14 protein-coding genes are annotated in these 18,605 nt (G+C 54.1%); 3 read left to right on the top strand and 11 right to left on the bottom strand.

Going from position 1 to position 18,605, the window contains the following annotated elements; all coding sequences use genetic code 11:
* Positions 1-6: 6 nt before the first annotated feature.
* From ilvD to H6F59_RS00160, 6 genes are all read right to left on the bottom strand, one after another.
* On the bottom strand, positions 7-1,851 hold the full coding sequence (gene ilvD, locus H6F59_RS00185; protein WP_190694118.1) for a dihydroxy-acid dehydratase: 1,845 nt from the start codon (positions 1,849-1,851) through the stop codon (positions 7-9).
* Positions 1,852-2,281: 430 nt separating this feature from the next.
* The gene (locus H6F59_RS00180) at positions 2,282-2,728 is read right to left on the bottom strand and encodes a hypothetical protein (protein WP_190694116.1); all 447 of its coding nucleotides are present in this window, start codon (positions 2,726-2,728) and stop codon (positions 2,282-2,284) included.
* Between the two features lie 498 nt (positions 2,729-3,226).
* Positions 3,227-3,727, bottom strand: coding sequence for a hypothetical protein (locus H6F59_RS00175; protein WP_190694114.1), 501 nt, complete (start codon positions 3,725-3,727; stop codon positions 3,227-3,229).
* Between the two features lie 874 nt (positions 3,728-4,601).
* The gene (locus H6F59_RS00170) at positions 4,602-5,759 is read right to left on the bottom strand and encodes a hypothetical protein (RefSeq protein ID WP_190694112.1); all 1,158 of its coding nucleotides are present in this window, start codon (positions 5,757-5,759) and stop codon (positions 4,602-4,604) included.
* Positions 5,760-6,358: 599 nt separating this feature from the next.
* Complete coding sequence (locus H6F59_RS00165) at positions 6,359-7,417, bottom strand: diguanylate cyclase (RefSeq protein ID WP_190694110.1); 1,059 nt, start codon at positions 7,415-7,417, stop codon at positions 6,359-6,361.
* 196 nt (positions 7,418-7,613) lie between these two features.
* Entirely contained in the window at positions 7,614-8,942 is a 1,329-nt protein-coding gene (locus H6F59_RS00160; protein WP_190694101.1) for a C1 family peptidase, read from the bottom strand.
* Between the two features lie 487 nt (positions 8,943-9,429).
* Here H6F59_RS00160 and H6F59_RS00155 point away from each other — a divergent pair, with 487 nt between their 5' ends.
* On the top strand, positions 9,430-10,491 hold the full coding sequence (locus tag H6F59_RS00155) for an AI-2E family transporter (RefSeq protein ID WP_190694099.1): 1,062 nt from the start codon (positions 9,430-9,432) through the stop codon (positions 10,489-10,491).
* Between the two features lie 46 nt (positions 10,492-10,537).
* Here the strand turns inward: H6F59_RS00155 and H6F59_RS00150 are convergent, their stop codons facing one another.
* Entirely contained in the window at positions 10,538-10,747 is a 210-nt protein-coding gene (locus H6F59_RS00150; protein ID WP_242021184.1) for a DUF2949 domain-containing protein, read from the bottom strand.
* 552 nt (positions 10,748-11,299) lie between these two features.
* Here H6F59_RS00150 and lepB point away from each other — a divergent pair.
* Positions 11,300-11,857 (top strand): signal peptidase I, encoded by a 558-nt coding sequence (lepB, locus tag H6F59_RS00145; RefSeq protein WP_190520204.1) that lies wholly within the window; start codon positions 11,300-11,302, stop codon positions 11,855-11,857.
* A 4-nt stretch (positions 11,858-11,861) separates the two neighbouring features.
* Here lepB and H6F59_RS00140 read toward each other — a convergent pair whose 3' ends face one another.
* From H6F59_RS00140 to H6F59_RS00125, 4 genes are all read right to left on the bottom strand, one after another.
* Positions 11,862-12,416 carry a DUF421 domain-containing protein gene (locus H6F59_RS00140; RefSeq protein ID WP_190694097.1) on the bottom strand — a complete coding sequence of 185 codons (555 nt, stop codon included), beginning with the start codon at positions 12,414-12,416 and terminating at the stop codon, positions 11,862-11,864.
* 282 nt (positions 12,417-12,698) lie between these two features.
* The gene (locus H6F59_RS00135) at positions 12,699-14,516 is read right to left on the bottom strand and encodes a M3 family oligoendopeptidase (RefSeq protein ID WP_190520207.1); all 1,818 of its coding nucleotides are present in this window, start codon (positions 14,514-14,516) and stop codon (positions 12,699-12,701) included.
* An 83-nt stretch (positions 14,517-14,599) separates the two neighbouring features.
* Positions 14,600-15,505: a DUF6999 family protein gene (locus H6F59_RS00130; protein WP_190694095.1), complete on the bottom strand. Its 906-nt coding sequence runs from the start codon at positions 15,503-15,505 to the stop codon at positions 14,600-14,602.
* Positions 15,502-17,427, bottom strand: coding sequence for a 3-oxoacyl-[acyl-carrier-protein] synthase III C-terminal domain-containing protein (locus tag H6F59_RS00125; RefSeq protein ID WP_190694093.1), 1,926 nt, complete (start codon positions 17,425-17,427; stop codon positions 15,502-15,504). Before H6F59_RS00125 ends, H6F59_RS00130 begins: the two co-directional genes overlap by 4 nt.
* Positions 17,428-18,163: 736 nt before the next feature.
* On the opposite strand from H6F59_RS00125, the gene H6F59_RS00120 reads away from it, so the two are divergent.
* Positions 18,164-18,433, top strand: coding sequence for a GlsB/YeaQ/YmgE family stress response membrane protein (locus tag H6F59_RS00120; RefSeq protein WP_073610913.1), 270 nt, complete (start codon positions 18,164-18,166; stop codon positions 18,431-18,433).
* Positions 18,434-18,605: the final 172 nt, after the last annotated feature.

The raw sequence follows: 18,605 nt of genomic DNA, 5'->3' as shown, positions 1-18,605 counted from the left end.
GAGTCTCTACTCCAGCATCTCCAGGTTGCGCACGCCGCCCTGGTCGGCGCTGGTGGCCAGCAGGGCGTAGGCTTTGAGGGCAGCGGTTACCCGCCGCTGACGGGGCTGGGCAGGCTTCCAAGCGTCTTTGCCCTTGGCCTCCATGGCCACCCGGCGGTTGGCTAACTCCTCTGCGGACAGATCGACATTGATGGTGCGGTTGGGAATGTCGATGAGGATGCGATCGCCCTCTTCCACCAAAGCAATATTGCCGCCAGCTCCCGCCTCTGGTGAGGCATGGCCGATGGAGAGCCCCGAGGTGCCGCCCGAGAAACGTCCGTCGGTGAGCAGGGCGCAGACCTTGCCCAGCCCCTTCGACTTTAGGTAACTGGTGGGGTAGAGCATTTCCTGCATGCCCGGCCCACCGCGCGGCCCCTCGTAGCGAATGATCACCACGTCGCCCGCCTGCACTTCATCTTTCAGAATGCCGTTGACGGCGGCATCCTGGCTTTCGTAGATGCGGGCCTTGCCCTCAAACACCAGAATGCTCTCATCGACGCCAGCGGTTTTGACAATGCAGCCGCGCTCGGCCAGGTTGCCGTAGAGTACCGCCAGACCGCCCTCGGCACTGTAGGCATGGTCGACACTGCGAATGCAGCCTTTTTCGCGATCGAGATCGAGCGTGGGCCAGCGGGTCGACTGGCTAAAGGCCTGCTGGGTGGGAATGCCTGCTGGGCCTGCTCTAAAGAAGGTGTGGACGGCTTCGTCGTTGGTGCGGCGCACATCCCAGCGATCGAGGGAGTCCTTCATCGTGGGGCTGTGGACGGTCGGCACGTCGGTGTGCAATAGCCCTGCGCGATCCAGCTCGCCCAAGATAGCGGGAATGCCGCCGGCCCTGTGCACGTCTTCCACATGGTAGTCGGGGATGTTGGGGGCGACTTTGCAGAACTGGGGTACCTGGCGTGACAGGCGATCGATGTCGGTGAGGGTGAAGTTGACCCCAGCCTCATGGGCGGCAGCCAGCAGGTGCAAAATGGTGTTGGTGGAGCCGCCCATGGCGATATCCAGCATCATCGCGTTCTCAAAGGCCTCGAAGCTGGCGATCGAGCGGGGCAGCACCGACTCGTCGTCCTGCTCGTAGTAGCGGCGGGTGATATCGACAATGGTGCGGGCGGCGGTGAGGAAGAGATCTTTGCGATCGAAGTGGGTGGCCAGGGTGGTGCCGTTGCCCGGCAGCGACAGGCCGATCGCCTCGGTGAGACAGTTCATGGAGTTGGCGGTAAACATGCCCGAGCAGGATCCGCAGGTGGGGCAGGCGGAGCGCTCGTACTCATCGGCCACTTCATCGCTGATGCTGCTGTCAGCCGCTACCACCATGGCATCGACCAGATCGAGCTTGTGCTCCGAAAGCTTGGTCTTGCCCGCTTCCATCGGGCCACCGGAGACAAACACGGCGGGAATGTTGAGTCGCAGGGCCGCCATCAGCATGCCGGGGGTGATTTTGTCGCAGTTGGAAATGCAGACTAGGGCATCGGCGCAGTGGGCGTTGACCATGTACTCGACTGAGTCGGCGATGATCTCGCGGGAGGGCAGGCTATATAGCATGCCGTCGTGGCCCATAGCGATACCGTCGTCGACGGCGATGGTGTTGAATTCTTTGGCGACGCCGCCTGCGGCCTCAATCTCGCGGCACACCAGCTGACCCAAATCCTTGAGGTGAACGTGGCCCGGCACGAACTGGGTGAAGGAGTTGGCCACCGCAATAATGGGTTTCTCAAAGTCTGCGGTTTGCATGCCGGTGGCGCGCCAGAGGGCGCGAGCCCCGGCCATGTTGCGTCCCTGGGTGGAGGTTTTGGAGCGATAGGTCGGCATGGCGCATTCTAGACTAAAGGATTGTCTATAGTCTGGCCCTAGCGCCTGCAAGACACGAGCGAGACTACAAACTGTAATAACCACAATAGCTGACTATACGGTTCAAGTTGCCCAACGGATTGCCTATGGTCTGGCTCTAGATTTTTTTAAGCGACAGTGCTTGATAGGCGCGATCGCCCACCGCACTGCCAAGTCAGAGTGAGGCGCTGAAAAGCGCAGTAACTTCTAAAGCAGTTGAGCCCGTCGCCTAGCCTTCTTGTCCGCCCTAGCCGAAGAACGCACAGGTTAGGTTGGCTGCGTTTGTCCTTATAAATAAGGGACGCCCACCAACCCGATCGGGTTGGTGGGCATCTAGAGCTTGATAACGAGATCAAAGAGCGCTACTTAAGGCGTTTACCACCTTATTTTTCTACACTCTCAGGCGCTAAAACTAGTCGCTAAAAGCACCTTTGATGTTATCCACGGCACGCTCAACGGCGTTCATGGATTTTTCTGCTGCTTGCTCAGTGCGATCGGCATCTTTGGATGCTTTTTGCTCAATACGGTTGCGATCACGCTTGGCTTTGCCCTCAACAGCGCTCCCTGTTTCGTCAGCCTGATCGACTTTGGAGGCATTGCTTCTAGCAGCATCTTTAACTTTGTCTTCCGTACCGCGGATGATATTTTTAGAAGCCCCTTTGATATCTTCAGCGGCACCCTTGACCTGGTTACCAGCGTCTGCGGACGCAATCAGAGTTCCAGCGGGGGAAGCCATGGCTGAGATATTTGAGGCCAGTGGGCTCTGCCAAACAAAGGCGATCGCAACTAGGCAAACTATGGTTGCAGTCAATTTACGACCTAGGGTCGAAAGTTGGTTCATAAAACGATTAGACTTCATAGACATAGTCCTCATAGAATTTAACTATCCAGTTTTACCTTGCTAACCCTCTTTGCTAAAACATCCTCTAGATAGACTTTCTTCTGGCCCGATTTTGAGAGAATTTGATAGCTATTGGCATATCAAATCTGTGAAATAGCACTATAGATTTTGGATCCTCTCTTCACTGCCCTCTTGAAAGGGGCTGTAAAGACTCCGATTGGTTGCCTCATTTTTGTAAGGGAAGATATCGGTCAAGATTATCTGCGTTGAGCAGAGCGGTTACTACTAAAAAAATTGATATCAAAAAAACTTACCCTCCACTCTTAAAACAGGCGATGCATAGCGCGATCGCTCATTTTTGAGTAGAAGGGTAAGAGAGTCCTCGAGAGAGGGAGCAATGCAGCATTTCCTAGCGACATAAGGCACGGTTAGGACCCAGATGCCAAAGGTCTTAGGGCAGTTCATGTGCCTTACTAGCCTGCAAAAATGCCGTAATGGGGTTACTAAGTCTCTGCCCTAGCGCTTCTGGGTAGAGACAGGATTGGTATTGGCGTGGGTATTGGGGTTAGTGTCTGGGTTGGTGTTGGGGTTGTAGGCATTTTGGCCAACTCCATTGCCGGGCTCACCGGGCAAGACGCTCTGAACCGCATCCTTGACGTTGTCTAGAATGCCCTGAGCCTGATCTTCGGGTGCCTTGGAGAGCCCTTGCGGAGTTCCTACTGGCTGGTCGCTACCAGTGACATTATGTCGGCTACCGGGCTCGCGGGACTGACGCACAGCTTCGCCCTCATAGACTCTGCCATCCAGATTGTCGCCTGCTTGGGCAGACTGGGTGTAGGCACCGATGGAGCCCACCCACAAGGCCATAGCCAACACACTAACAATAGCCGTTTGGGCGGCTAAGCGAGTTAGAGGTTGGCGCATTTGCACAGTTTGAAAGCTTGAGCCCAGTCGCGCTAAAAAGCCAGGAAGCTGACGATAAACCGCGACCAAAAAAGAACGAAAAAGTGTAATCATGGCACTATCCAATATTTTCAAGAATTGATGGTCGGTTGCCCGCCAATAAAGTTTTGGAGGCAATTTGAGATTCAGTGAAGTAACTAACTTGAGGTGAAATTTCCGCATTTGATGCTAAGAAGGTCTTAGCGGTTTAGGAATGTGCGGATTGAATATGGTCTCAGCCTAGGAGAATAAATGAATATCTCCTTCGCTCTAAGGGCAGAAACCAGGACTAAACCAGCCCTCCGTTTGAGGGAGATGCAGCCAGGGCTTGTAGCCCAAATCACTATACTCAAACTGGTAAACAACTTTCTTAAGAAAGAAGTGCTTACTCGATTCGCGCAATTCTGGTCTTAATGATCAATCCACGCCCCATCTCCTAACGACCGTGCCATTTCCTCTGAGTTGGCAATGCTGGGTGGAATCGGGGTAGCAGTTAGTAGGGTTGGTATAGCCGAGGACAGGGAGAATTTTGATAGTGCGGTCTAGCCCGGCGAGGCTGCTATAGATCATGTGGCGCACTCGCTCTGACCGAGGATGGGGTTTGGTAGGCTGAACAGGTAGAAGATTGGACGCCCCGTTGGCGGCTAGTTCAAGGCATTGAGGTATGGGTTCTGTTTCCTTCTATGGTTAGTGAGCAAGGCTTGCCCCAGGGCGGGGCAGGTAAAGGAAAATAGAACGCGAACTGCCCTAGCTACCCGCTAAGGCAGTGTAAGCGGGGTAGCTAGGGTACAATCATCCGGCTCACAGGCTGGATTCATAGTGAACCCAACACCATTTTTTTCGGCATAATCCGATCGCCACCCAAATCTTTGAGGGAAGGCTTGGATAGCGATCGCTCACAAAGGTCTCTACCGACCGAGCAGAGGCAGTTGCGCCTTTTCACACGCAATCAGTAGCGAAATACTGCTGCGATCGGGGCGTCATCCGGCATCGTCTGCGGTTCAACTGCATGTACTGTTCCACCATGAAAGATCGTCTGAATCGCTGCTGCATTCAGTAAATCTTCGTCACCCGGTTGAGCATCATTGTGCATTTCAAGCTCCATTGCTTCTGGATCGAAATGCCCCCACTTTTGCACTCCAACAGGAACGAAGAGCTGCTCTACACGACCATAGAACGCACCTTGAATCACTTCGTTTAAGTCATCCGAGCCCTTACCAGCGGCACTCGACTCGTGATAATAGTCGAGCGCATTTTGCTTGCCTGCCTCAAACTGTGGCTCCACGATCGCCCAAGCTTCTGCATGCAGCTCTTGCGCTGTTTGTTCCTTTGTGTTGTGTTGAATACCTTCTTCCACAATGAAATTGTAAGTATTGGCCTCTTGGTAAATCGGCAGCAAATAGCTAACCCCAGCTAGAACAAGCGGCGCACGGCGATTGCGGAAAAAGTTGTGCAGCGCTTTATTCACTAGCAGGAAGTATTGCAATAAGTCTTCCTTGACGTTCTCGCGATCGGCTCCCTGTCCGTGATATGAGCCACCTCCTTGTAAGCCTGCACGACCAGCGCCACCTTCCTGGCGCCGCTGTTGATCCTTCGATGTTTCGTCATACTGCAAGGCTTCATCCATATCCTTTGGCAAGCCTTCGATTTCAATTTCACGAGTGATGCCGTAACGATTGGCTTCTAAAAGACGCACATCGCGCTGACCAAGCGTGAGAATATAAAAACGGTCATCTCCGCTTAGCAGTGGAATTAGCGGTTTAAGGTGGAAGCGATCGCTCACAACCACCAATTCAATCAGTTCGATCGGCACACAGTAATAACGAAAGAATCCTTCTGCGACAAACAAAGCCAATCCTGCGCTCTGATGCTGCCAAAACTCATCATTGTCTAATTCGAGGGCGGGCGCAAAGAATTGAGCCGAATCATCTGGACGCGATTCATACTGTTCTAGCTGTGCTTCTGCTTGCCGAATTAGGTTTTTAAACCGGACAGAGTTTTGCTTTGTATCTGAACCTACCTGTACGGTCGGCATGTACATCGATATACACAATCCTTGTGGCTGTTCGACGAGTTCTTTTAGTTCTTCTAGCGAAAGAAAGCTCATGGGATTAGGTAGAATTAGAGTTGAGGTTTGAAGAGGTTAAATCGAGGCGTTTATTAGGTAATGCTAAAAATTTCTTCAAGCGGAAGGACCTATCGAATGGCATAGAAGGGAGGCACGATAGGTTAAAATTCGTTGAGTGCCCGAATGCCAAGACTATTCAAGCTACTTGTACAACAGCAAGTACGATTGCAGCTTAACAATCTGCTTAGAGCGAACTTCTGAAGACCTCTAGATTGAGTTTGAGGTTGCCTGCTGATCAAGCGCACTGTTTGCTAGCTGTTTTTCACCAGATTCTCGATTGAGAATCTGGAATTTAGTTAAAGTTTTTTGTCTATTCTGCCCAAGTCAAGCAAATTCCATGATTGCTGGTGTAAGCAAGTCATGATCCTTCTTTGCTTGCCTGGTTCTCGTTTAGATGACGGTCGCGATCGCCGTTATCTAAACTTGCGCGTACCCTCAATCGCCATGGGCGGCAGCAGCACTTGGCCACCTAGGCTTTAGCTTGTTCTGCGATCGTATTCACATCCTTCATTTTTAATATGGAAGCTCCAGGCATGCGGGAAACTGAGCGATCGACGCCAACATCCTTTCCTACCCTTCTATGACGGTGTGGAGCCTTGACCTTGGGTGCTGTCAACAACGTAGCGATCGCGCCCCTGCTGCTTGGCGGCATAGAGCGCCCGATCGGCACTGGCAATAAGCTGCTTGGGCGACCCGATGGTGGTGGGTATTAGGCTAGCAACACCCAAACTAATCGAAACAACGGTGCTGACTGTTGAGGTTTCATGGGGGATGGCTAGGGCTTTAACGGCCTGTTGAATTTGCTCTGCAATCGCAGTTGCGCCAAACAAATCAGTATTGGGTAAAACAACGGCGAATTCTTCGCCCCCGTAGCGGGCTACCACATCAGTCGTCCGTTCAACTGTTAATTTAACCGTCTGAGCAATGCTAACTAAGCAGTCATCACCCTTTTGGTGACCGTAGTAATCGTTATAGCGTTTGAATGCGTCAACATCAAACATAATCAACGAGAGCGGCTGCTGACTGCGTAGGGCGCGCTGCCATTCCTGCTCTAGATAGTCATCAAATTTTCGTCGATTTGCGATTTGAGTGAGGCTATCTACGGTGGCTAACTTTTCTAGCTTTGTATTGGCGGCCTGGAGAGATTGCTCAAGACGACGGCGCTCTGTGCTGTCAAAAACAAATAAATAGTAGCCAACTACCTCCTGGTCACTGCTGAAGGCTGGCGTTAAACAACTGGTGAGATAGACGTAGTCACCATTGCGATAGACCATGCCAAATTCAAAGCTTTGAGGCTCTCCCTTTAAAACGCGCTCAACATAGTCTTTGACAGAGGCGTATGCTTCTTCACCAATTACATCCCAGACGTATTTATTTAGAATGCTCTCTCGGGAACGGTTGAAGCGTACTTCATAAAACCGGTTGACAAACTGGTATCGTCGCTCGGCGTCGACAAGGGCAATACCCGCGTCGGTAGAGTTGAGAATTTGCTGGAGCTGTTCGTTACTTGCGCGCAGGGTCGCTTCTGTCTGGGCACGTTCTTGCTGTTCCAGTTTCAGTTGAGCCTTGGTTTGCTCGAGTTCTAGAGCAAGCTGTTTGACCCGCTGTTTCAGCGTTGAGATGTAATCAGCATCCATTCAAGGATTTTAGCTTGTCGACGCGTAGAGAGCTTCTGAAGCGTAGCACCCGCTTGAGCGGCTTTTGTTATGTGGCTTAGAGCGACGCATTTACCCGCCTATAGCTAACTATCCTCAACCGTCCTAAGCATGGCTTGCATTGGGAGAATTTGCCGCTGCAAGCCATGCTAATCGAAATCAAGGTACCGTCAGTCGGCTATTCTTCTTCGGTGTACTCTTCCTCAGAATACTCCTCTTCCTCGGATTCTTCTTCGGCGTACTCCTCCTCATCTTCCTCAGAATATTCCTCTTCCTCGGATTCCTCTTCGGTGTATTCTTCCTCAGACTCCTCTTCAGCGTACTCTTCTTCAGATTCCTCCTCGGCGTACTCTTCTTCGGATTCTTCTTCTACGGCTTCGTCTTCCTCAGTCGCTTCTTCGTCGCTGCTGCCGTAGCCGAAGCTATAAGATTCATCAACGGCGTACTCTTGGCAGAGAGCGTCTAGCTCGGCAACAAACTCAGTACCGTCCTCAACACTGAGGTCAAAGTTGAGGATGTTGAGTAAATAGGGACTGCCTTCGTCTTCGTTGTAGTCGTAGTCGAAGTAGTAGTCGTCTTCGGTTTCGACGTAGGTGAGGCAGAGGGCGGCAAGCGCGTCGGTGAAGCCTTCGGGGTCTTCGGTATGAATGTAAAAGTCGTATAGCAAGAGCGAGCATTCATCGGCGAAGAATGACTCGTCCTCTTCCCAAACTTCGGCGCTAAAGTCGAGATCGCTGAGAGACTTGATAATCCAGGAGTCGTGGCCGTTGTAGTCGTCGTGGATGACGTAGTCGTAGGGAATGTAGCAGTAGCCGCGATCGCCCCACTCTGGCCCCCAGGAGTTGCGCACGATAAAGAAGCGGTCTTTGTCGGAGTAGCCGACGCAGAGCATAGCGTGCCAACCGTGGGTTTCGCGCACGTTGTCGGAGCGCTTGGGCTGAGGGACGCGGCCTTTGTTGCGGGTGGCCTCGTCAAACGATTCAAAAGTGTTGAGGGCAAAGGCGATCGGGTAGCCCTCAGCTAATGTATGTCGCCAGAGGTCTAGGTCGGTATCGATGGTCTCGGTTTCGACAATTTTGAAGTTAGAGGCGTGGTCATAAGCCCCGGTGTCAGGCTCGGTGAAGATTAGCTCTTCGTCATTGGGCCAGAGGTCTTCGGAGCAGGCGCCGTGCTGCATTAGGGTTTCGATCGCACAACGCATCTGTGTGCCAGCATCTTCGTTGTGGCTACCGGTTTGCGATCGCGCGTTGTAATAGACAAACAGACGGCTGACGTTACCAGCATCACCCAGATCGCGCTTGGCCAGATATTCGTAGGCCCCTACAAAGGCATTGGCTACGCAGCTGTTGCCCACCTGCGCTTCCACTTCAGTCATGTGGTGGCGCAAATCGACCCGGCCCGGCAACTCCTCTTTCCCAAATCGGCCAATCTGGTGATGCTTAACGTCGTCCGGCTTTTGCCCCGGCTGATAACCGCCAATGCGAAACTTACGGGTCTGCGTAAACATGTATAACCTTGAGGAATGGCTTCTTAAGCATTCCCCCCACACCCCTAGCGAGCGCAGCATGGCAGCCCAATATTGCACTACCTTTAAAGAACGGTAAGGCAGTTTGAAGCGGAGTCTGCTGAGGCTTTTGTTGCCTGTGGCCCTCACGCGCCCACTCACCCTGGAAGAAGTCGCCAGTACCGATAACAAATAGGCTATCCAGGTTCAAAGTTCTCCCCAAAAATGAGGTTCAAGCGGAACTCTAATTTGTGGATCCCTTAGGGCAGATCATCTAATACCAAATCCGATTTGGTAGACCCCAATTCGTAATCAGGAACCCCGTAGGGGCGTAGCATGCTACGTCCCTACAAATCGGGGGACATTAGCTCGGGATTTAATGTAAGGCATCCACTGACTGCTAATCTCTACCTCAGCGCGCCGCTTGCCTCAATCGCAAGACGCTACCTTAAGTCTTATAGACCGTACTGATAGGCTACGCCCATTGACCATGCAAGCATTCGATAAGCTGCCCCGTTGGCTGGTGTGGGAAATTGCCCTGCCTCTGACCATTCTGAACATCTGGCTGCTTTACAGGGTCTTTCAGACCTTTCAAACACCATTTACCATGCTGATTGCCGCCACGCTGCTGTCGTTTCTGTTGAGCTATCCGATTGAGCAGCTTGAAAAGCGCGGCATTAAACCCGGTGTCAGCATCGCGCTGATTTTGCTTTTGGCACTTGGGCTAGTGGGAGTTTTGGGCTTTACCCTAGTGCCGGCCCTGCTTCAGCAGTTGGGAGATTTGGAAACTCGCCTGCCTAATTGGTTAGAGTCGGGTAGCGAGGAGTTTCAGGCGTTGGATGCCTGGCTAGCGGTTCAACATATTCCTTTAAATGTCACCGCGCTGGCGACACAGGTGGCGCAAATGCTGCCCGATGAGGTGGCTCAGCTACCCGATCAGCTGCTTGAAGTGGTTGTTGGCGTCGCTGACAGCCTAGTGGAAGTATTGATTACGGTCGTGCTGACGCTCTACCTGCTGCTGCATGGGGATGAGTTTTGGAGCGGTCTGCTGCGCTGGCTACCGGGCAACCTTGGCGGTCAGATTCGGCTGGCGTTTCAGGAAAAGTTTAAGAACTATTTTGTGGGGCAGGCCACGATCGCGCTACTCATGGTCACCAGTCTAACGACCGTCTTCTTTCTGCTCCACATTCCCTATTGGCTTGTGTTTGGCATCGGCATTGGCCTGATGACGCTGATTCCGTTTGGCGATGTTGTGGGCATCTTTACGGCTACCATCATCGTGAGTTTTCACAGCATTTTGCTAGGGGGAGAGCTAGTAGTGGTGGCTCTGCTGGTTGATCAGGTGATTGATAATGCCGTTGCCCCCAAAATTTTGGGCGATCTCATTGGGCTAAACCCCGTGTGGATTTTGGTGCTGCTGTTGATTGGCTCCCAGATCGCGGGGGTGTTGGGGTTGCTGCTGGCCGTGCCGCTGGCGGGAGCAATCAAGCGAATCTTTGAGGAGATTTATCAACCCTCTGAGCCATCCTCAGGGGCTAACCCAGTCGGTTGACCGGCGGCATGGAGAACCTACGATCGCTGGCCAAACCCTAATCGCTCTACCCCTCAACGGAGCGAAATCTGGCCCGTTCTAGCCAGGCAAACAGTGCGTCGAGCTGAGCTGTGTTGATAAAGCCATACTGCCAGAGAATCATTGGCAGCTGGGTGGCAGAGTCACTGTGGTGGAACGCGGTAGCCACTTCTTCGTTGGATACCCCAAATTCGGTTTGCACGAAGCTAACCAACCGGCTGAGCAGTGGTGAGGTCATAGCAAGTTTCCTAGTGTGAGGGAGCGTTGGTCTTGCCCATCAGTAGCCGCAGTGGGCTAATCAGGACAGTCCAATTTGAAGGCAAAGCGTAAACAGCGGTTGTGGCAATACTGTGTCGCTAGCGTTTCAGCCTGGTTGCATAGGGCCTAAATCGATTGCTTTGTCACAGTCATGCCACTGTAATGACATACATAGCCCATAGCCTAGAATCCATGGGTAGAAATCAATCGTATCGATAGGATGGTCCACCTATTTAAGCAGCACATCAGCTGTTTCCTCTATCGGCTGGGCTAGGGAAACAGCATTCACTGGTAATTTTGACCTACTGCACGCTAAGTCTCCTGGTTCTATCGCCTATGATTGGCTCAATCACAACCGCGATCGTGTCGTTATGGCTAGCTACCTCCAGAGCATTCTTGAGGTCACCTATGCTCACCGGATTATTTACCGCTAGCATTGTGGCAGCGACGATGGCGTGATTGGCCTTGTTTATGTCAACAATGACCCTGCCTCAGCGAAAATTAGCTTTCACCCCCTGTAAGTGAGTCAGTCATGATCGATTCCAGCTCTACCCCTCCCCGCCCTTCGGCCCCCAGAGGCAAAGGAATTTTGCGTGAAACCGTCGAAACCCTAGGTCTTAGCGTGCTGCTGGCCCTGGGCATTCGCACCTTTGTGGCTGAGGCGCGCTACATTCCCTCGGGCTCAATGCTGCCCACTCTGGAAATCAACGATCGCCTGATCATCGACAAGGTGAGCTATGACTTTGGCGATCCCCAGCGGGGCGACATCGTAGTGTTTCGTCCCCCCGACGCCCTAGGCCAGAACGAGGCCTTCATTAAGCGGCTGGTTGGTCTACCGGGAGACGTGATTGAGGTCAAAAACGGCCAGCTCTACGTCGACAACGAGCCCCAGTCAGAGCCCTACATCGCGGCTAAGCCCGACTACCAGTATGGGCCTGTGACGGTGCCTGATGATTCTTATCTAGTTTTAGGCGACAACCGCAACAAGAGCTTTGATTCTCACTACTGGGGCTTTTTGCCGGCTGACCATCTGATTGGCCGCGCCGTATTCCGGTTTTGGCCTCCCGATCGCCTTGGGGATCTTGACTAAACCGCTATAGCTGCCGGAGCCGCTGCTCGATACGATCGAGCCGGCGCAGCAGTTCTGCCTCAACGGGGGTGGGTAAATCGGTGGCTCGCTCCACGGTAATGCTGCCGCTGGTTTCTAAAATGGCTTCTCTAATTTCCGCTAGGTTTTCAAACCCCTGACGGCGCAGCACCGTGCGAAACTCTTTTTCGCTAATCAGCTCTTTGGCCAGATTTTTTGAAATCATTTGCCCATCTAACAGCAGCGGCGTCGATCGGCCTTCGACCACCTGCTGAATGCGAGGATAGCGATAGGCTAAACGCACCACTAAATAGTTTGTGATCAGCAGGGTAGTCGCCCCAACTAACCCTCCTAAGACCGAGTTGTCGTCGCCAATAATGGCGTTTTGCACGGCGTTAGAAAGCATGAGCAGCACGACCAGGTCAAAGCCCGTCAGCTGCCCTAACTCTCGTTTGCCCCCCAGCCGCAGGGCAATGAGCAAAAAGCCATAGACCAAAATTGGCCGAATAATCTTTTCAAGAATGGATATGTTGGGTATCCACAGATCGTGAATGATGTTCATATCTTAGAAGAACGAGAATAGAGGAGCGAAAGATGAAAGAGATGCTCAACGAGCTTGAATTTCGGTATTTTGGGCTGTCCTAACTAGTCTTCACTTGTTACAGAGTTTGTGAATCAGCAGGTGTTCAATGCTGTAACAGAAGCCTGCTTAAGCATCTGCTCAGCCTCAAGTTGGCCGCAAAGATTGTCTATAAACCAAGCAGGCGAAATTTGGCGATCGCCAAACTTCGCCACAGCACAAGGCTCTAGTGACTGGCAATAACTATGCTGTGGATTCTTGCGTCTACACCACCAGGCTTTCTAATCGGCTGACGGCGCGATCGACAATGTCTAAACTGTCCTGCCAAAACTCAGGCTGGCGAATGTCTTGCTGGAGATGACGCAGCACGACATCCTCCGCCGTCATGCTGCCGGTGTCGCGCAGCAGCTTGGTGTATAGGTCGTTAAACTGAGCGCCGTATTGGTCTTTTTGGGCGTAGATGCCCAGGCTAAACAGATAGCCAAACAGGTAGGGATAGTTGTAGAAGCCCAGCTCTGCGATCGAGAAATGTAGCTTGCTGGCCCAAAACATGTCGTCATAGCTGGCCAGGCTGTCTTCGTACCAGTGCTGCCAACTGTCGCGCATCATGGTCTTGAGATTGTCAGCAATCACAAACCCCTGCTTGCGGGACTCGACCAGTTTTTGCTCAAAGGTGAACCGAGCTGGAATATTGAGCAAGAATGTCGCCGCCGCAGACCCTTCTTCCCAGGCAATTTTGAGCTTCTGCTCGGGGGTACTGGCCTGCTCAAACAGAGCATCGCGCACCAGGGTTTCGCCGAAGATGCTGGCGGTTTCGGCCAGGGTCATGGGGTAAAAGGTTTTGTAGCGGGGCAGATCCTGCATAACCCAGTTGTGCCAGGCATGGCCCAGTTCGTGAGCCAGGGTCAGCACGTTGTTCATGCTGCCCTCGAAGGTCATAAAGATGCGCGGTTCTTTGGGCTCGGCGAAGCTGGTGCAGTAGGCCCCCGTGGCCCGGTTGGGGGTCGGTTGGGCGTCAATCCAACCCTTTTCGGCCATCATCATGGCAAAGTCGCCCATGGCTGGGCTGAACTGTCGAAAGGCGTCGGCGACCAGTTCGATCGCCGCCTCAAAGGCAAACCCCCCGCTCTGGTCTGCCGCCGGGGGCGGAGCAAACAAATCCCAGGGGGCCATGGGCTCGATTTTGAGCACTTTGCCCATGGCCGTTAGGGCGCGCTGGCCGAGGCTACGCCGCTGGTATGTAGCCTCCATCATGGCGTCGAGGGTGGTGCGATCGATGCGGCTTTGGTGGCAGCTTTTGTCGAGGTAGTGCAGGCTGCGGTGGCGCGATCGCTGTTTGGTTTCCTCTAGCCGCCAGCCGTTGATGGCGTTGAGAACGGTGGCAACCGTCTCGGCCCGGCTCTCCCAGGCGGCGTTGACCCCATGCCAAGCCTCGGAGCGCAGGGTGCGATCGGGGGAGCTGAGCAGGTTAAAGGCCTTGGCCAAGCCCACAGTGTCACCGGCCACGGTGCATTGCAGGGTGCCCGATAGCTCGGTGTAGAGGTTGCCCCAGCCCTGCAGGCCGTTGACGGCCAGGCCGGTGATTAGCTTTTCTTCGGCTAGGCTGAGCAGCTGGTCGTTGAGCTGACGCTGGTGCAGCAGGGAGAAACTCAGCTCTTCGAGGACTGGATCGGCAATCAAGGCCTGGATAAAGGCGTTGTCGACCCGCAGCAGAAAAATGTCTAAGGCCTTAGTGGCCTGACTGATTTCGGCACCGAGCTGTTGCAGGGTGGGTTTCCACTCGCTGGCGCTGGCGTCGCGGGAGTCAACGCTGAGAATAGAGGAGATAAAGGTGCGGAGGTTGCCCAGGCGTTTGGCGGTGGCGGTGCGCTGCTGGTGGGCGGCTCTAACTTGAGCCAGCAACCCCTCAAACTTTTCCTGAGTAAGGGGTTCGGCAGGTTCGATGTGCTCGATGAACGGGGCGCAGAGGGTGGATAGGGTATCGATTTCCGCTTTGATCCGCTCAACCGTTGCGGCAATTTGGGGATCATCACTGCCCGCGAAGAAGTGGCTGTTATCCCAGGTTTGATGGAGGATGGGCATAAAGGCAATGGAGCAAAGGGCATTGCCTTTAGCTTACCTAACCTCTCAGAATATGCTAAGCCCCTAAAGATGCGATCGCGCCATTAAGGAGCAACGCGGTTTATTGCGACAGCTTTAGCCTCAGGGCAGCTATCCGCCGTGGCTAGCTCCAAATAGCGCTGGAGCGACTCTGAGGCCAGACCGTGCAGCAGCAGATTGCGGGCTGAGCCAAAGGGGCTGTTGGGAGCCAGGGGATGGCGGTTCTTCACGGTGTGGTTCCAGGCGTAGTCGCCGGTTACCCGGCTAAAGTAGAGGGCAAAACTTTCGTCGAACTGAAGGGAAAGCACTGCCCGCTCAAACTCGTCGCTGGTGACCCAGAGGGAATAGCAGATCTTGAACAGCTCCAGGGAGGACTCCATATCGAGCACCTGGAGCCAGCCCCGCCGAGTGATGTCGATCTCGACGGACACCGGGCGGATGCCCCCATAGCTGAGCCCTCGCTGACGTACACTCTCTAGCCAATTGGGGTGCTGCTCTTGGGCGCGATGATAGTCGAGCACAAAGTTGTAGAGGTTGATGTCGTGCTCTAAAAAAGCGTTAGCGGCCAGGTCCTCCACCCGGCGAGGGTAGAGAGTGGCGTGGGGCAGGGTCGGGTCGGGGCCATTGTCGATTAAAAAATTGACGATATTAGAGCCAATGGCAAAGTGGCGCACAATCAGGTAGCAGGCTTCGGGAGTAGTGAAGGTGTTAAGAAACCAGACGGCTAACTGGTGCATCAGCCAGTAGTTGCGAAATTGAAAGGGCAAGAGCCGCTTGAGCGTCATAATCAAAGCCATGACCAGGTTGGCGAAGAGCTTGATCGGCAGCAGCAGGTAGGAGCGCGACCAGCTTTGCAGGTCTTTGACCATGTAGGCCTTGGCGGTGGGGTCGAGGGGGATGGCCCAGTCGGCATAGATAGCATCCCAATAGTTAGGGTCTTGCCGGTTGTGGGGCACGGGGGTATAGGTCATAGGTCAATCTCTTCTAGTTGCAGGCGGTACAGGCGGGCGGTGACCTGGGCCGTTTTGACAATGCGGGCGGCGATCGCCGCCGTCATCCAGTCGGCATTAAGAAAGGCATCGAGCTTTTGCACATGGGCCTCGTCGTTCTCGCCGTGGTAGCTGAGGAAGGAGATCTGGGTCTTATCTAACCCCAGGCTTTGTTGAATGAGCGCAGCCCACTGGCCCGCCATGCGGTTGCCCAGCCCCTCCACAATGAAGATGCTGCCCAGTAGATCAATCGGGTTTTCGCGGGAAGCGCGCTGGAAAATAAAGGAAGATAGGGCTTCTGAACCAATGTTTTGCTCAGCCTCCAGAATCTCTTCGAGCTGCCCCCCGACCGAGACGTAGTCGCGCTCCAGCATTTGAAAGTCGCGGTGCTCGTCGCGGGCGTGGCCGATCAGGTGCGATCGCAGCTCAAAGTCAGTCATATTTGACGCGGCTCGGGCAATCCACCGGGCGCCATCGACCACCTGGGGGCGCAAGGCTCGCAGCAGCGCCCGGTAGTCTGCGAGGGTAAACTCCCCCCGGTGCAATCGCCTGACGATGGGGACGGACCGCAGCTCTCGCTCAAAGGTCAGCCACACCAGCATCAGCTGGCGCAACAGCGCTTCAGAGACTGTGTCAGGGGTTTCGGTTTCCAGGGCAGCGGTTGCTGAGGGGGGACGGTCAGGGGAGGCGATCGCCGCAGTGGCCGGCAGCAGCGTGGCGTTAAAATCCTGGCTTGGCCCAGTCGCCTCCACCACCGTCAGCAGCATGTAGGCGGTCGTGAACCGGCCACTTTCGGGCACAAAGCAAAAGATCTGCTGCCCTGGCCACAGCTTGCCCGAGTTAAATAACTCCTCCAGCATCAGGTAGATTGAAGCGCAGCCGGTGTTGCCCCGGGTGTAGAGGTTGGTAAACCACCGCTCCTCAGGAATCATGCAGCCCGCCTGTTCAAGCAGATTGATGATTTGACTGCGAAAGAAATGTGACGAGTAGTGGCACAGCAGCCAGTCCACCTGGTCGGGGTGCACCCGACCAGCTTCGATCAGCCTGATCCAGCCCTCCACGCCCAGCTGCACAACCTGGTCGAGCAGACGAATATTTTGGCGCAGGTTGAGTGCTCCTGCCGCTGCCGCTGCCCCCTGATCGGGAAAGTCCATCCAGCTGGTCAGCGCCGTGGGGGTATCGACCCCGGCATACATGCACAGCGGATGGGAGTTGGCGTGGGAGACCGACTCAATCCACTCGACTTTGAGGCTGAGGCCGCTAGCGCTGGGGCGATCGCTGACCAAGCAGGCCCCCGCGCCATCCGACAGCATCCACCGCAGAAACTCGGTGTCGAAGGGCAGGGCAGCCCGCGCTTGATGGGCGGTTTCGGCCTCAAACCGGGTGTGCTTAAACAACCGCGAGGCCAGTTCTGAGGCCACCGCGATCGCCTGCCGCTTTTGACTCAGCTGCACCTGGGCCGCCGCGTATTTGAGCGCCGCCACGCCAGCGCAGCACACCCCCTGGTGAGAGGTCGCCTCTACCGAGGCCAGCTCCGGCAGTTCCCCATGCACCATACTGGCAAAGCCCGGCACCAGCAGGTCGGGCCAGGTGGTGGCGCAGGCTAACAGATCAATGGTCTTGGGGTCTAGCTCAGCCTGGGCCAAAGTGTCTCGCACCGCGGCTGCCGCCATCTGGCTATTGCTGAGGGTGGTCTGCTGCTGGCGATCGAGGGCGTAGTAGCGCTGCTGAATGCCGTTGCTTTTGAGAATGCGGGCCTTGACTCGGGAGGGGCGATCGCCTACCTGGCCTAGATAGGCTTCCATCTCATCGTTGGCGATCGGGTCTCCCGGCAGACATTTGCCAATGTGGGTGATGTAGGCCGCTCGCGGCTGAGCCCGGTCGAAGGGGGTGAAAGACGTCATGGGGGTTAGACCTCTAAGCGTGAGTCTGTCAGTTGCCGCCCTGTGCGGCCCGTTGGTGCTGCGCTATAGCAAGTGAATCGATCTCGGTCCTGACAGCACGCCGCCAGAAGCTAAAGCAGAATCATCCACAAAAAACAGTTGACGAGATGCATCGTCTCAAGATGCCCCAATTGACCTAGCCCTAAACCTTTTGTCAGGTGAGCCATTTGCCCAGTAAAGCACTGCTGCCCAGCGCCTTGAACTAAACCGAGCCGCTTTAGAGTTTGACCTTATAGCCAAGGAGGCCAACGGTTTGTTGCCTAAATTAGACATACTGTCTAGGGGTGTCGTCCATTGATTGCGACGGCTCAAGCGTCAGCAGTTACGGTCCCTAATCTTCTTTGGGCGGGGTAATGCTGATAGGAACAGGATTTTGGCCTGAATTGACCACACGCCCTATGCGGCAAGAAAACTGGTGCCCAGTCAACTTAACGAGACTCCTTAGAACTGCACTGGCTATTAGCATGGCTGACCTGCCGTTCATAAACCTTGCTTGACGCTCAACCCTAGGAAGTAGGTGGGCAAAACGCGAAAAAGCCAACAAAGTACCAGTAATTTTGGCCACCAAAACCTATGTATGCCTTTAGACAAAGGCCAACTATCTCTTTGGGTGGTCTCGCCAACTCAGCTTGTTTAGTTATTGTTTGATTGTAAGGAAAAGGCACTGGTTGCCTACTAAAACATTTGGAGAGAAGGCATGAATATTCTAGCTTGGATCGTGTTGGGTTTAATTGCAGGTGCGATTGCTAAAGCAATTTACCCTGGACATCAGAGCGGCGGCATCTTGGGCACGCTGATCTTGGGTGTAATTGGTGCATTTGTTGGTGGTAGCCTCTACACCTTACTGACCACAGGATCGCTAGCCCTCACGGCAACGGGTCTCAGCATTGGTGGTGTGGTAATCGCTGTTTTGGGCGCCATCGTTGCTCTGTTCATTTACTACGCAGTTGCCAAGCGTGCCGTTTAGTCACCAGCTATCCGCTACGAATAAAAATAGATAAGTACCAATTAACTGGATTGTAGCGAGTGGTGGCGATCGCCACCACTCGCTCAGGGTCGACCTAGGCAATATGCCTAGAACAACGGCTCTTCCTCCGTTAGTTGGGCTTATCTTTTTCGTTTGTATGGGTGTAATGGTT

This window comes from Nodosilinea sp. FACHB-141, assembly GCF_014696135.1.
Classification (GTDB): domain Bacteria; phylum Cyanobacteriota; class Cyanobacteriia; order Phormidesmidales; family Phormidesmidaceae; genus Nodosilinea.
This window is presented reverse-complemented; position numbering and strand designations above follow the sequence as displayed.

Excerpts from the sequence above, each read along its gene's own strand:
- ilvD (WP_190694118.1), bottom strand. The coding sequence starts at position 1,851 with ATGCCGACCTATCGCTCCAAAACCTCCACCCAGGGACGCAACATGGCC.
- H6F59_RS00180 (WP_190694116.1), bottom strand. The coding sequence starts at position 2,728 with ATGAAGTCTAATCGTTTTATGAACCAACTTTCGACCCTAGGTCGTAAA.
- H6F59_RS00175 (WP_190694114.1), bottom strand. The coding sequence starts at position 3,727 with ATGATTACACTTTTTCGTTCTTTTTTGGTCGCGGTTTATCGTCAGCTT.
- H6F59_RS00170 (WP_190694112.1), bottom strand. The coding sequence starts at position 5,759 with ATGAGCTTTCTTTCGCTAGAAGAACTAAAAGAACTCGTCGAACAGCCA.
- H6F59_RS00165 (WP_190694110.1), bottom strand. The coding sequence starts at position 7,417 with ATGGATGCTGATTACATCTCAACGCTGAAACAGCGGGTCAAACAGCTT.
- H6F59_RS00160 (WP_190694101.1), bottom strand. The coding sequence starts at position 8,942 with ATGTTTACGCAGACCCGTAAGTTTCGCATTGGCGGTTATCAGCCGGGG.
- H6F59_RS00155 (WP_190694099.1), top strand. The coding sequence starts at position 9,430 with ATGCAAGCATTCGATAAGCTGCCCCGTTGGCTGGTGTGGGAAATTGCC.
- H6F59_RS00150 (WP_242021184.1), bottom strand. The coding sequence starts at position 10,747 with ATGACCTCACCACTGCTCAGCCGGTTGGTTAGCTTCGTGCAAACCGAA.
- lepB (WP_190520204.1), top strand. The coding sequence starts at position 11,300 with ATGATCGATTCCAGCTCTACCCCTCCCCGCCCTTCGGCCCCCAGAGGC.
- H6F59_RS00140 (WP_190694097.1), bottom strand. The coding sequence starts at position 12,416 with ATGAACATCATTCACGATCTGTGGATACCCAACATATCCATTCTTGAA.
- H6F59_RS00135 (WP_190520207.1), bottom strand. The coding sequence starts at position 14,516 with ATGCCCATCCTCCATCAAACCTGGGATAACAGCCACTTCTTCGCGGGC.
- H6F59_RS00130 (WP_190694095.1), bottom strand. The coding sequence starts at position 15,505 with ATGACCTATACCCCCGTGCCCCACAACCGGCAAGACCCTAACTATTGG.
- H6F59_RS00125 (WP_190694093.1), bottom strand. The coding sequence starts at position 17,427 with ATGACGTCTTTCACCCCCTTCGACCGGGCTCAGCCGCGAGCGGCCTAC.
- H6F59_RS00120 (WP_073610913.1), top strand. The coding sequence starts at position 18,164 with ATGAATATTCTAGCTTGGATCGTGTTGGGTTTAATTGCAGGTGCGATT.